The organism is Desertivirga xinjiangensis, assembly GCF_024436435.1.
Taxonomy (GTDB): Bacteria; Bacteroidota; Bacteroidia; order Sphingobacteriales; family Sphingobacteriaceae; genus Desertivirga; species Desertivirga xinjiangensis.
On record NZ_JAFMZP010000015.1, the window covers coordinates 21,703 to 34,868 of the forward strand.

Consider the following 13,166-nt stretch of genomic DNA (forward strand, 5'->3'; position numbering starts at 1 on the left):
AGCTAGCTGAAAGGCTTTTTTCGGTGGAGAATATCGGAGTCGAACCGATGACCTCTTGCATGCCATGCAAGCGCTCTAGCCAGCTGAGCTAATCCCCCGAATTAGAGATTGCAATAATGAGGATTTAAAACGCTTTTTGCAAATCGTAATTCAAGTTTTTTTTTAAAAAAGCGAGAGCATTTGCACCAACATGAGCCTTACCATTATTTAAACTAACTGTTCTGAGGTAGCTTGTGAACAATACGTACTATCTTGTATTGTTCCGGATCATCAATATCTATAGACTAGTTCCTGTCCCTAAACTCGACTGGAAAAGAGTGCATTGTACCTGACCCATCCGTTAACCTTCAGACAATTTTATTAACAGACAAAAACAAGATTAGCTACCTGTAGTTTCCGGGTATTTTCCAGACTAACAGTCTTTCCTGCATAAAAACCTTGTTCTCAAAAACTAAATCGATTTTATACCCTTTATCCGGATTTAAAAGCCTATCATTACATCAAATGGAATACAACATCCCCAAACTTCTTCAGAAGAACAGAAAAAATATTATCGAATTGTGGGTCAAAAATCAGTTATCTGAGGCAGGCTTAAGAGAGGATCTGATGTCGAACGAGGATCTCAGGCAGCAGTCTGAAGAGTTGGTAGATTCTTTTGTAGATAATTTAACTCAGGAAAACATCAGCGATGCTCAGTCTCCGGACTTTGATACTGTGGTTGAAATCTTGTCTGGCATTTCTATTACAAGGGCAAGGCAAGGTTTTAGTCCCCGTGAAACAGGTGTTTTCATCCAGGGGTTAAAACAGGCTCTGATTGAGCTAATGGAACAGGAAATTAATAATGATCCGGCTACACTCTTAAAAGGTACCCTTCAGATCATTCGGCTCTTAGATAGCTTCAGTATCATAACCTTCGAAACCTTCATTAAAGGACGCGAAGAAGTGATCTTAAGACAAACAGACGAGATGGCAGAGATTTCAACTCCGGTGATAAGAGTTTGGGATGGTATTCTGGCATTGCCGATCATTGGGACCCTCGATAGTGCCCGAACCCAGGTAGTTATGGAAAACCTTCTGGAAGAGATTGTTGCCACTGGAAGTAGTATTGCAATACTAGATATTTCGGGTGTGCCCGCGGTGGATTCTCTTGTGGCACAGCATTTAATAAAAACGGTAAGTGCTACACGGCTGATGGGTGCAGAATGTATCATAAGTGGTATCCGTCCGGAAATCGCTCAAACGATTGTACATTTAGGGATTGACCTTTCTACCATTGTTACTAAAGCTACTTTAGCAAATGCCTTAAAGTTCTCTTTCCAGTCCCTAAAGCTGGAAGTACGACGCACTCAAGACTCTAAAACACAATAGTAATGGAAAGAATTCCTATTTTAAGAATGGGTTCATTCCTTTTGGTAACAATTCAGGTTGATCTTTACGACCGTTTGGCATTAACATTGGAGGCTGATCTGGTACAAATGGTCAGTAAAACCAATGCCAAGGGAGTGCTCATTGATATATCAGCAGTTTCTATCGTCGACTCGTTTATGGGTAGGATAATAGGAAACATTGCCAGTATGTCTAAGATACTCGATGCTGAAACTGTGGTTGTGGGTATGCAGCCGGCGGTAGCCATTACATTAATTGAACTTGGCTTGCCTTTAACCGGAGTATTTACTGCTCTGGACGTGGAAAAAGGTATGAAGCTACTGAAATCCAGGATAATAGTTGATAATGAAGACTATGATGAGAGGGATGAGCGTGATTACCTGGAAAACAATGATAGTAACACTGACTAAGGATTTGATCCTGATCTCGCGCGATCAGGATGTGGTGCCCTACAGAAGCCGGGTTAAGGAGTATGCGGTAAAAATCAAAATGGGTCTGGTAAATCAAACCAAGCTGATAACCGCTGCCAGCGAGTTGGTTAGAAATATGCTGAAGTATGCTTCGGGAGGTGAGGCGCTTATCGAAGTAGTTTCCCGTGGCCGGGACAATGGCATCCGGCTGACCTTTAGTGATAAAGGTCCTGGTATTTCTGATATTGATTTAGCCATGAAAGATGGTTACTCTACCGGGAAAAGTTTAGGGTTAGGTTTGCCAGGAACACGCCGTTTGGTCAACGAGTTTAATATAATAAGCGAGGTGGGTAAAGGAACAAAGGTGGTAATTGTTAAATGGTCAAATGGATAGCGCAACACATACCAGCTATTTTGCCGATGATCGGAGCTATTTTTCAATTCTAAAAAAAGACATTCATAAAAAAGCCAGCGACGCGGGATTTTGTGATAGAAAGCTTGCCGAACTGGATATTGTGGTTGCGGAGATCACCTCAAACTTATTTAAATATGCCGTAAGGGGAGAGATCCTTGTTTGTGTAGCTGGTGGAAAAGGTAAGGAATATATTGAGCTGCTTAGCATAGACAGTGGTCCGGGAATGACGGATGCTAACAGAATGGTTGGAGATGGTGTATCTTCATCAGGGACCTTAGGTGAAGGTCTGGGAAGTATAAGAAGGCTTTCGGATTTTTTTGAACTGTATAGTATCAGAGGCTGGGGTACTATTCTGCTTTGCAGGATCTACAAAAACAGTGTTGATCTGCCAGTTAAAGAACAGGTTATAATAAGGTCACTAACAGTGCCCAAACCTGGTGAAACCGTAAGCGGTGATGGAAATTGCTACAAGATCACTGCTGATTATTTTAAAGTGCTTGTTGCCGATGGGCTGGGACACGGTATTGAAGCGAATAAGGCGGTTGTGGAAGCGGGGGCTGCATTTAAGCTCTGTCCTTACCACGACCCGGCGCAGATCATCAGATTTATTCATGACTCTATACGGAAGACCCGAGGGGCTGTTGGAACAGTGGTGGTATTTGATTTTAAAGAAAGAAAGTGGTCTATTGCGGGGGTGGGTAACATTTCCTCGCGTATGATAAGTTACCTGGACGGGCGTAATTTTATGTCGTACAACGGTATCATTGGGCACAATATTCCAAACACCATAAAAAGCCATGAAGTTTCGGCCAATGATTTTCAACAGATCATTCTCTGTTCGGATGGCTTAAAAAGCAGGTGGGACACGGGAAAGTATCCCAATATAAATAAATACGATCCTTCTGTGCTTGCTGCTGCCTTATATAAAGATTTTGGACGGAGGACAGATGATATGTCTGTAGTTATTAGTAAAGTATTTTAAATGACGGAACTGGTAAGCATATCTTTGGAAAATGAGATGGATTTAGTTCTGGCTCAAAAGAAATCAGTAAAACTTTGCGAACTGCTGAAGCTGAGTATCTCTACACAGGCAACCTTTGCTACTGCTGTTGCCGAAATTGCCCGTGTAGTAATAGACTTTACAGATAGCGGCATTCTTTCGCTCGGGCTTCTAAATGAATATGGCAGATACGCTCTGATCGCTGATATCAGGTATCGTTTTCTAGACGGCGCTACCATCATGGAGGATAGTTTTTTCTATGCCCGGAAGCTTGTTCCTGCGTTCGATGTATCTGTAAAGGATGATACGGTTAACATTCTCATCAGCATTCATTTGCCCAGATCGCTTAATCTAAATACAGGCAGGATCAGCGTTCTTGAAGATTATTTTGAGAATGAACCTCCTGTGTCTGCATATGAAGAGATCAAAAAGAAAAATCTTGTGCTGTTTCAGATAGCAGAAGACAGGGAGGCGGAGCTGAAACTTTCTAAACTCATGGATGAGCAGAAAAATGAGTTCATTTCGATTGCTAGTCATGAATTGAAAACTCCTATAACCATCATTAAAGCCTACACTCAGCTTGCTCTTTCTGGCAGAGAAGATTGTACTGATAGCATGAAGGGTTTTCTGCGGAAGATTGACGAACAGTCTTCCAAATTGAAGAACCTGGTAAAGCAGTTGCTGGATACTTCTAAAATTGAAAATGGCCGCCTGGAGTATAATTATGAGGTGGTTGACTTTAATGTGTTTATAGAGGAAAATACATTCCTGGTGACTCACCTGGTTTCTGATCATACGTTGCTTCTGGAGTCTGGCCCTGAGGTGAAAGTAAGCCTGGCTAAAGATCGAATGGAGCAGGTACTTACTAACCTGATAAGTAATGCCGCAAAATATTCCAAGTCGGGTACCCGCATTACCTTAAAAACCTCGATGAGCAATGAAGGTGATCTGCTGGTATCTGTCGCCGACGAGGGTATTGGTATGTCTGAAGAAACTGCCACACGCATTTTTGAAAAGTTTTATCGTAACAAACAGGTGGTACACGAATACTCTGGTCTGGGAATGGGATTGTATATTGCTTCTAAAATTGTCAGTAATCATGGCGGTAAATTATGGGTAGAAAGTGTCTTAGGACAAGGTTCCACATTTCATTTTTCTCTGCCTGTGCTTCCGCGAGAATAAAAACTTCAGTACTTCCCAAAACTAAAACCCTCCTTTCAACGCTTATAGAGTATGAAAAAGCAGTCACTCGGAATTATAGGTCTTGGAAAAATGGGAGGGAATCTGGCTTTACAAGCCATGGATAAAGGTTATCAGATGGTCGGCTACGACCTTCATCAAAATCCGGAACTTCAGGAAGCCGGACTCACTCAGGCTGCTAGTGTGGAAGAGATGCTTGAATCTCTTTCCTCGCCCAAAATAGTCTTTATTTACGTGCCTGCAGGTGCGGTAATTGACAGGATCATCGAGCAGCTTGCAAGCTTGTTATCAGAAGGAGACATCATTGTTGATGGCGGAAATTCCTACTGGGGTGACTCGATAAGGCGCGCCCGAAAGCTGAAAGAACATGGTATTTACTTTGTGGATTGCGGAACAAGTGGCGGTGTTGATGGTGCACGCAATGGCGCTTGTTTTATGGCCGGAGGAGAGGCTGAAGCAATGAATCATATAGCGCCCGTACTTAAAAATCTTTCCGTTCCTGATGGGTTTGTGCATACGGGAGCTCCCGGTTCAGGTCATTTTGTAAAACTGGTACATAACGGCATTGAATTTGGTATGCTGCAAGCTATCGGAGAGGGTATGGATCTGCTGGCAAATTATCGCGAAGAGCTTAATTTTCCGGAAATATTGAAGACCTGGAACAATGGTTCTGTCATCCGGTCCTGGCTGATTGAACTGATGGCAAAGATCTATAATGAAAAGCAAGGCTTTGAGTCGGTCCCTTCTTATATAGAAGATACGGGCGAAGTGAACTGGCTGGTTGCGGATGCCATGAGAATGGAGGTTCCTGTTCCTGTGATCGCGCAGTCGGTGATGCAGTTGTTTGCTTCCCGTAACAACGATCGAATCGCTGATAAAGCCATCGCAATGATGCGTAATGGCTTTGGAAGTCATCCTTTTGGTCCTGATGCCGGCATTCAGTACGAACGTAAGTTCGGCAAGATCGAAAATGTGGAAAGTGATTTCTTATATAAGAAAAAGGTTGATAGCAGCACTTGAGGTGCTGCTATCTTTTTGTTACCCGTTATCTACGAACCCAGGGTATAAAGTCATACCTCCATCTACATAAATGGTGGTGCCTGTAATGTAGTCGCTTTCATTGGATGCCAGGAAAATGGCCACCTTAGCAATATCTTCGGGTAAACCGATACGCTGATAAGGTATAAGCTTAAGCAGTTCCTTTTTCTTTTCTTCATCTTTCCACACATCGTCATTGATGTCGGTAGCGATAGCTCCTGGCGAAATACCGTTTACACGGATCTTTTTCGGAGCTACTTCCAGGGCGAGCGATTTCATCAGCATCAGAATGCCTCCCTTGGAAGAAGCATAATTGACATGTCCGGCCCATGGTATGATGTCATGTACCGAGCTGATAAAGATGATATTACCGATGGCGTTTTCTGCTGCCCCCGCTTGTTCTTTGCTGAGGAAGTGTTTAATGGCTTCTCTTGCGCATAAAAAGTACCCCGAAAGGTTGGTGGAGATCACCTTATTCCATTGGTCGAAGGTCATCTCAGAAAATGCGCTGTCCTTCTGGATTCCGGCGTTGTTAATCACAACATCGATGCTGCCAAATTCTTCAATCGCTTTTTTAAACATACCTGCCACCTCTTGTTCGTCTCCAACATTGGCTTCGTGTATAAACCCCTTACCGCCTGCGGCTACAACCTGGTCTAAGGTAGCCTGCGCGCCTTCTTTGTCACTGTGGTAGTTGATCACCACATTGGCGCCCTGTTTCCCGAATCCAATTGCGATACCCTGACCAATACCCGAGCTTGCACCAGTGATCAAAACTGTCTGATTTCTCATTTTTATTTAAGCGTTTTATGATTAATTACGTTTTTGTTGCGGCTGTCATTTAATTGCTGGTCCAGATTATAGGCTGCGCTGATCAGCCCCAGATGAGTAAATGCCTGGGGGAAATTTCCTAAGTGCTCTCCTTTGAAGCCGAGTTGCTCTGCGTAAAGCCCGAGATGATTAGCATAACCTAACATTTTTTCAAAGTAGAATCTCGCTTTTTCCAGTTTCCCAGCCCGCGACAAGCATTCTACATACCAGAACGTACACATGGAAAAGGTACCTTCGTGACTAACAAACCCATCGGGTGCCGCCAACTCTGGCCGATAGCGGTATACCAGGGAGTCGGAAACCAGTTCATTTTCAATTCTTTTCAGGGTGGAGAGCCAGCGAGGATCCTTTGGACTGATAAAACGGACCAGGGGCATCAGCAGGGCTGACGCATCTACTGTCTGAGAGCCGGGATATTGCATAAATGCCTGTTTTTCCTTATCCCAGAAGTCGGAAAAAACACTGTTGAAGATAATATCGCGTTGCATGCGCCATTTCTCGTTTAAAGGAAATGATCTGGCTTCAGCGATCTTAATAGCCCGGTCAAAAGCTACCCAGCATAGGAGGCGCGAGTAAAGGAAGTTTTTCCGGCCTCCTCTTACTTCCCATATACCTTCGTCCGGTTGATTCCAGTTCACACATAACCAATCAATCTGTTTTTCAAGATCTTTCCAGAAATCATAGGAAATAGGTTCCCCATATTTATTATATAGGAAAACGGAGTCCATCAACTCTCCGTAAATGTCTAATTGTAACTGGCCGTAGGCATCATTGCCGATCCTCACAGGAGCTGATTTTTTATAGCCTTCAAAATGATCGAGTATTTTCTCCTCCAATTGATGGTGCCCGTCGATAGAATACATTATACCCAGACGGTTATGCTCCTTGATGTCCTGGCATTGCTTTTCAATCCAGTTCATAAATGCTCCGGCTTCTTTGGTATATCCAAGGCGTATCAATGCATACATAGAAAAAGAGGCGTCTCTGATCCAGGTAAACCGGTAGTCAAAGTTACGTCCCGAACCAATATTTTCAGGCAGGCTGAAAGTTGCCGCTGCGATGATCGATCCGTAATTATAAGAGGTTAATAGTTTCAGCAATAATGCCGAGCGGTTGACCATGTCCAGCCACCTGCCGTTATAGGTTGATTGAGCTATCCAGTTCTTCCAGTAGTTGACGGTTTCAAATAAACTTTCGGTGACAAAAGTTTTAAAGTTTTTTTCATCCGAATGCTCCTTATTAACGTGTTCAAGTAAGAAATCAGCAATATGAGCAGGCTGCAACGTAAACTCAGCTATGACATCATTTCCTTTAACACTTAAAGGAACACTGCTGATGAGCCGAAGCACCGCACCATCTTCACCTTTGCTGATGAATATTATCTCTGTTGGAGATATAACTTCCACGGTATGAGGACTGCGGCCGTAATTGAAGCGCGGCATACACTTCATTTTAAAGCGGACCTCGCCCCGGATAGCCGTAACTCTTCGTATTAGCTCCTTGCCACTATATAGCTCTTCAACCGGCATAAAGTCGGTTATTTCGGCTACCCCTTCATCGGATAAAAAACGGGTAAGCAAAACATTCGTATCTGGCAGATACAATTGCTTAGTCTTCATTTCATCAAACAGAGGATTTAGCTGGAATGATCCGCCTTTCTTTTGGTCTAGCAGTGCAGCAAAAATACTCGGCGAGTCAAAATTGGGAAAGCACATATAGTCGATAGAGCCGTTAAGCCCCACCAAAGCGACGGTATTCAAATCCCCGATTATTCCGTAATTCTCTATTGGCTGATAACTCATAGGCTTTATTAAACTAGTCCATCAATTAGGTTTAGCTTAATAAACTGATTAATGATGATTGTGTTTGATCTTAGGATCCGGGATCAAGCCAGTCTTTTATAATAGCAATAAGTGTAATTGGCCATATCAGGGCGAGTATAACAAGATGTATAAATATACTGAGAGGCTTGACATCCCCAATTTCTTCCTCTATAATTTCTAAGATAAGATTCAAAAGGGTCATGATGAGAGCTATGCCTATCGCAAGGTAAACTGAAAAATAAATCATACTGCTGTTGAATTAATTCATTAAATAATTTCATCAGGATGTCAAAGCCGGAAGCTCAGCCATTTATATCACTAAGATGTTTGTTTGGTAATAATAAATCTATGATCCAGATCACCTTTCCACCGAATACGGATATATTTATTTTACCTTTATTGCCTGTTATAAAAGGATATGATCAAAAGAGCCCTGGCCAATTTGAAGATAGATGCACTGAATGAGATGCAGGAGGCAGCGCTCGAAGCCGCTAAAAAAAGCGATGTGATATTGCTTTCGCCAACGGGTTCTGGAAAGACCTTAGGTTTTTTGCTTCCGCTGCTTGATTCGCTAGAAAATAACGTAACAGGTGTCCAGGTATTGATACTGGTCCCTTCACGCGAGCTGGCACTTCAGATTGAGCAGGTATTCAAGATGGTGGGCAGCGGATTTAAGGTAAATTGCTGTTATGGCGGGCACCCAGTGAAAACAGAAATTAATAACTTCTCCCAGCCCCCTGCCGTATTGGTAGGTACTCCGGGACGAATAACACATCATTTACGGCGGAAAACATTCAATACGGCCGCTATTCATACGCTGGTTCTTGATGAGTTTGATAAAGCTCTCGAGTTTGGCTTTCAGGACGATATGGATTTTATCATCCGGTCTTTACCCGGTTTAAAAAAGCGAATTCTGACTTCTGCTACTAAGATGGATGAGATTCCTGAATTTACGGGCTTGAATAATGCAGTTACGCTGGATTTTTTAGGTGACACACCATCGGTGCCTGACCTGAAACAGAAAGTGGTGATCTCAGAGGCTGCGGATAAGCTGGAAACCTTATTCTCTCTGATCTGTAAAATCGGCGATAAGGCAACGCTGATATTTTGTAATCACCGGGAAGCCGTTGAACGTATCAGCGACTTGCTTTGGAATATGGATCTTCCGCATGATACTTTTCACGGGGGAATGGAGCAGGATGATCGTGAGCGGGCATTACTGAAATTCAGGAACGGAAGCCACCGTTTGTTGATTACAACTGATCTGGCCTCAAGAGGCCTGGATATACCTGAGATAGAGCATGTTGTTCATTATCAGCTTCCGCATAATGAAGAAGCATTTTTGCACCGCAACGGAAGAACTGCCAGGATGCATGCAAAAGGTACATCCTATCTTATCCTGGCGCCTGATGAAAAGCCGGCTTATTTAAAGGAGCTTCCTGAGGTAGAACAATTACCTGCAAAGCCGGTGATGCCTGAACCTTCACCCTGGATTACGCTGTATATTGCAGCTGGTAAAAAAGACAAGGTCAATAAAGTGGATATTGTAGGTCTGCTTTGTAAAAAAGGCGCACTGAGCAAGGAAGAGGTAGGTTTGATCGAGGTGCTTGATTATGCATCATACGTAGCTGTAAAACGTAATTTGACTGAACGTACTATTGAGCTTGTAAAAGACGAAAAAATAAAGAACAAAAAGGTTAAGATTGAAATTTCCAGATAAGAATATAATATTAATACTATGAGTAATAATGATATCATGAAGAAGCTTCGGGTGGCGATGCAGTTTACCGATGATGATATTATAGAGGTCTTGAAATTGGCCGACTTTCGAATCACAAAAGCAGAGATTGGCGCTATTTTTCGTAAAGAAGATCATCCTAATTTTAAACCCTGTGGAGACCAGATCCTGCGGAACTTTTTGAATGGCCTGATTATTTATAAACGGGGGCCGAGGCCAAAACCTGGTGCTGGGGTTTCTTAACACGCGACACGCGTGCCCTAGCAAAAACAACAGCCACGTCAAGAATACGCTAGAAAGATGAAGAATGCTAGCACACGCGTGCCAGCGTGTGCTATGTCAAAAGTGATTTATAGCAGAGAAAACCGTTTCAGTTAAAACCCTACAGAATTACCTCCGTCAACTGGTAAAATAACCCCCGTGATGTATTTCGCGCCATCGGAAGCCAGGAAGGCTGCAGTAGTGCCGATGTCTTTTGTCTCTCCAAGATAACCCATTGGGGTACGCGAAAATACTTTTTGTTTTCTTTCGGGGTCTGAATCAAGTGCCTTTGCCGACATATCTGTTGCGATAAATCCCGGAGCTATGGAATTAACGCGAATTCCTTTAGGGGATAGTTCTGTCGCCATAGCTTTAGTCATACCGTCGAGAGCTGTTTTAGATGCTGTGTAAGCAATTACTTTAGGAATGCCGTATTGAGCAGCCATGGAGCTGATATTAATGATGCAGCCTGATTTAAAAGGCAGCATCACTTTAACTACCTCTCTCGAAAGTGAAAAAACAGAAAGAAGGTTGGTTTGGATGATCTGCATAAAATCAGCATCTGTAACATCACAGAACTCCTTTTTCATATTGATGCCTGCATTGTTGACCAGGATATCTATGCGGCCAAAACGCGACTTGATATCTTCTACTAAGCCAGGGATCAATTCAAGCTTGCCCATATCGAACGAGATCGTTTCGCACGAATCGCCAAATGCACTTTTTGCTTTATCCAGCTTGGCCTGATCTCTGCCTATTATAATCGTGAATATGTTGTTTTTTACGAACTCGTCTGCAATTGCAAGTCCAATTCCTGAAGCACCTCCTGTTACGAGAGCAATTTTTCTAGTATCTGTGTGTAGGCTCATACCTGTTTAATGTTTAAGAACGACTAAATGTAAAAAGGATAATGGAATAATCAGGCAAGCGCTGCATTTAAATAATGATTTAATGACTATCTCGCCAGTTTTCTAGTTATTTACAGCACGGTTGTATATATCCTGATTGAACTCTTTTTCGCTTTTGGCAACCACTATTGCAGCGACACCGTTCCCAATCAGGTTGGTTATTGCCCTGGCTTCCGACATAAATCTGTCGACTCCTAAAAGCAGCGCCATGCCTTCTATCGGGATCACCTTGAGTGCGGTCAGAGTAGATGCCAGTACAATAAAGCCACCTCCGGTGACAGCTGCTGCGCCTTTTGAGGTCACCATTAAAACACCGATGATAGTTAGCTGCTGTGATAAAGAGAGATCAATATTAAATGCCTGGGCTAAAAAAATGACGGCCATAGAAAGGTAAATAGACGTTCCGTCGAGATTAAAAGAATATCCCGTAGGCAGCACCAGTCCCACCACAGACTTTGAACAGCCAATCTCTTCCATGCGTTTCATCATACTGGGTAATACCGACTCAGAGGACGAGGTGCCCAGAACAATGAAGATCTCCTGCCGGATAAATTTGAGGTACTTCCACAAACTGAACTTATAAATACGGCAGATCAGGTTCAGGACAACGAAGATGAATAAGGCCATGGTAGCATACACCGATCCCATTAATTTGATCATAGGCAATAAGGAACTTGTGCCGTATGTGCCGATAGTATAGGCCATCCCTCCAAAGGCACCAAAAGGAGCAAGACGCATCACCAGCTTCATGATATTAAAGAGAACGGAAGATATTTTACTGAAGGTAAGTATCAATGAATTTCCGGATTCTTTCATTTTGCTCAACCCGTAACCAAATAATACAGCGAAGAACAATACCTGGAGGATATCCCCTTTGGTGAAGGCTTCGAACGCATTACGAGGTACGATGTGGGTGACAAACTCTATCCAGTTGATTTCAGACGCTGTCTCTTTATATTGTTCAACTTTGTTCAGGCCGGCCCCGTTTTGCATTTCCACACCTTCGCCGGGTTTTGACAAGTTTGCAACCATGAGGCCGATGACGATAGCAAAAGTTGTGACTATTTCGAAGTAGAGCAGTGCTTTTCCTCCAACGCGGCCCACTTTTTTCATGCTATCCATATTGGCGATGCCAAGCACGATGGTCAGAAAGATGATCGGTGCAATCAGCATGGTGATCATGTTAATGAAGGTTTGGCTGATCAATTTTGCTGTTGGAGAAAAGGACGGAAAAAAGATGCCTGTTAGAATACCCAGGATGATTGCAACAACTACCTGGAAATTAAGATGGTGTATGATTTTCTTCATATTGATCAGAGACCAAAATGTAAATGGGTTAAGTTTAAGCTTAAATTAGTCTGTTTGACAAGTGTTACTTGCCGGTGGCGTATTTAATGCCCCCAAGGATATGCTGTAAAAATAACGGATCAGCATAGGATTCTTCCGTATGTCCCAATGCGGTATAAAATGCCCTTCCACCGTCGTATTCATGGTACCAGCTCATAGGATGGTAGTCTCCCATATTCTTAGCACCTGCATCATAGCTTTTCTCATCAATGGTAATTAATACATTTAATCCCTTTTGAAGAGATTTGAAATTATACCACTCATCTTTTCGTTTCCAGGGAGAAGGCAGGTGTTTGGTGGCGATGTGATTACGGTCGACAATGTTCAGTACAGCGTCCTGTTGCTTTGGATGCGCTGCGAAATAGGCTCCTACCAGTTTTCCATACCAGGGCCAGTCGTACTCGGTATCGCTTGCGGCGTGGATTCCAACAAAGCCGCCGCCGGATCTGACATAATCTTCGAAAGCCTCTTGCTGGCTGGTATTAAGAACATCGCCCGTGGTACTCAAAAAAATTACAGCGTCATAATTTTTAAGGTTATTTTTAGTAAATAAAGCCGAATTAGTGGTAGTATCCGTAGAAAACTTGTTTCTTTTTCCAAGTTCTTGAATAGCCTTTACTGCAACAGGGATCGAACTATGATGATAGCCTGCAGTTTTGCTGAAAATAAGGACCTTTTTAGATTTCGCCATCAGTGCGGTGCCTATGAAAAGACATAGAGCTAATAAGATGGTGTAGTTTGGTTTCATATATGATTAATTATTGCCCCAAAGATATTAATGCTTGCGAGAGATCGCTCATCTGCTGATA

Annotated in this window: 13 protein-coding genes and 1 tRNA gene; 8 read left to right on the top strand and 6 right to left on the bottom strand. The window is 42.9% G+C overall.

All coding sequences use genetic code 11. From position 1 onward, the window contains the following. Nucleotides 1–24: 24 nt before the first annotated feature. A tRNA-Ala gene (locus J3P37_RS22360) sits at nucleotides 25–98 on the bottom strand. A gap of 406 nt (nucleotides 99–504) precedes the next feature. On the opposite strand from J3P37_RS22360, the gene J3P37_RS22365 reads away from it, so the two are divergent. Genes J3P37_RS22365 through gnd form a run of 6 tightly spaced genes read left to right on the top strand, consistent with a single transcriptional unit; the run spans nucleotide 505 to nucleotide 5,431 of the window. Beyond that, nucleotides 505–1,368 carry an STAS domain-containing protein gene (locus J3P37_RS22365; protein WP_256014239.1) on the top strand — a complete coding sequence of 288 codons (864 nt, stop codon included), beginning with the start codon at nucleotides 505–507 and terminating at the stop codon, nucleotides 1,366–1,368. Between the two features lie 2 nt (nucleotides 1,369–1,370). Beyond that, on the top strand, nucleotides 1,371–1,796 hold the full coding sequence (locus J3P37_RS22370) for an STAS domain-containing protein (protein ID WP_256014241.1): 426 nt from the start codon (nucleotides 1,371–1,373) through the stop codon (nucleotides 1,794–1,796). Next, a complete protein-coding gene (locus J3P37_RS22375) occupies nucleotides 1,777–2,190 on the top strand; it encodes an anti-sigma regulatory factor (protein WP_256014244.1) in 414 nt (137 codons plus the stop codon). Before J3P37_RS22370 ends, J3P37_RS22375 begins: the two co-directional genes overlap by 20 nt. Then, on the top strand, nucleotides 2,183–3,193 hold the full coding sequence (locus tag J3P37_RS22380) for a SpoIIE family protein phosphatase (protein ID WP_256014247.1): 1,011 nt from the start codon (nucleotides 2,183–2,185) through the stop codon (nucleotides 3,191–3,193). Before J3P37_RS22375 ends, J3P37_RS22380 begins: the two co-directional genes overlap by 8 nt. Beyond that, complete coding sequence (locus J3P37_RS22385; RefSeq protein WP_256014248.1) at nucleotides 3,194–4,393, top strand: sensor histidine kinase; 1,200 nt, start codon at nucleotides 3,194–3,196, stop codon at nucleotides 4,391–4,393. Between the two features lie 51 nt (nucleotides 4,394–4,444). Beyond that, the gene (gene gnd / locus J3P37_RS22390; RefSeq protein WP_256014249.1) at nucleotides 4,445–5,431 is read left to right on the top strand and encodes a phosphogluconate dehydrogenase (NAD(+)-dependent, decarboxylating); all 987 of its coding nucleotides are present in this window, start codon (nucleotides 4,445–4,447) and stop codon (nucleotides 5,429–5,431) included. An 18-nt stretch (nucleotides 5,432–5,449) separates the two neighbouring features. Here gnd and J3P37_RS22395 read toward each other — a convergent pair whose 3' ends face one another. Both J3P37_RS22395 and J3P37_RS22400 read right to left on the bottom strand, forming a co-directional pair. After that, complete coding sequence (locus J3P37_RS22395) at nucleotides 5,450–6,241, bottom strand: glucose 1-dehydrogenase (protein WP_256014250.1); 792 nt, start codon at nucleotides 6,239–6,241, stop codon at nucleotides 5,450–5,452. A 2-nt stretch (nucleotides 6,242–6,243) separates the two neighbouring features. Next, the gene (locus tag J3P37_RS22400; protein WP_256014251.1) at nucleotides 6,244–8,082 is read right to left on the bottom strand and encodes a glycoside hydrolase family 15 protein; all 1,839 of its coding nucleotides are present in this window, start codon (nucleotides 8,080–8,082) and stop codon (nucleotides 6,244–6,246) included. A 439-nt stretch (nucleotides 8,083–8,521) separates the two neighbouring features. Here J3P37_RS22400 and J3P37_RS22405 point away from each other — a divergent pair, with 439 nt between their 5' ends. Beyond that, on the top strand, nucleotides 8,522–9,823 hold the full coding sequence (locus J3P37_RS22405) for a DEAD/DEAH box helicase (protein ID WP_256014252.1): 1,302 nt from the start codon (nucleotides 8,522–8,524) through the stop codon (nucleotides 9,821–9,823). An 18-nt stretch (nucleotides 9,824–9,841) separates the two neighbouring features. Next, nucleotides 9,842–10,084 carry a DUF1456 family protein gene (locus J3P37_RS22410; protein ID WP_256014253.1) on the top strand — a complete coding sequence of 81 codons (243 nt, stop codon included), beginning with the start codon at nucleotides 9,842–9,844 and terminating at the stop codon, nucleotides 10,082–10,084. 131 nt (nucleotides 10,085–10,215) lie between these two features. On the opposite strand, the gene J3P37_RS22415 is transcribed toward J3P37_RS22410, so the two are convergent. The 3 genes from J3P37_RS22415 to J3P37_RS22425 all read right to left on the bottom strand — a co-directional run bounded on the left by J3P37_RS22415 (nucleotide 10,216) and on the right by J3P37_RS22425 (nucleotide 13,105). After that, nucleotides 10,216–10,971 (bottom strand): SDR family NAD(P)-dependent oxidoreductase, encoded by a 756-nt coding sequence (locus J3P37_RS22415; RefSeq protein WP_256014255.1) that lies wholly within the window; start codon nucleotides 10,969–10,971, stop codon nucleotides 10,216–10,218. Between the two features lie 102 nt (nucleotides 10,972–11,073). Further along, nucleotides 11,074–12,318 (bottom strand): C4-dicarboxylate transporter DctA, encoded by a 1,245-nt coding sequence (dctA, locus tag J3P37_RS22420; protein ID WP_256014258.1) that lies wholly within the window; start codon nucleotides 12,316–12,318, stop codon nucleotides 11,074–11,076. Between the two features lie 64 nt (nucleotides 12,319–12,382). Next, nucleotides 12,383–13,105 carry a ThuA domain-containing protein gene (locus J3P37_RS22425; RefSeq protein WP_256014261.1) on the bottom strand — a complete coding sequence of 241 codons (723 nt, stop codon included), beginning with the start codon at nucleotides 13,103–13,105 and terminating at the stop codon, nucleotides 12,383–12,385. Between the last annotated feature and the right edge of the window lie 61 nt (nucleotides 13,106–13,166).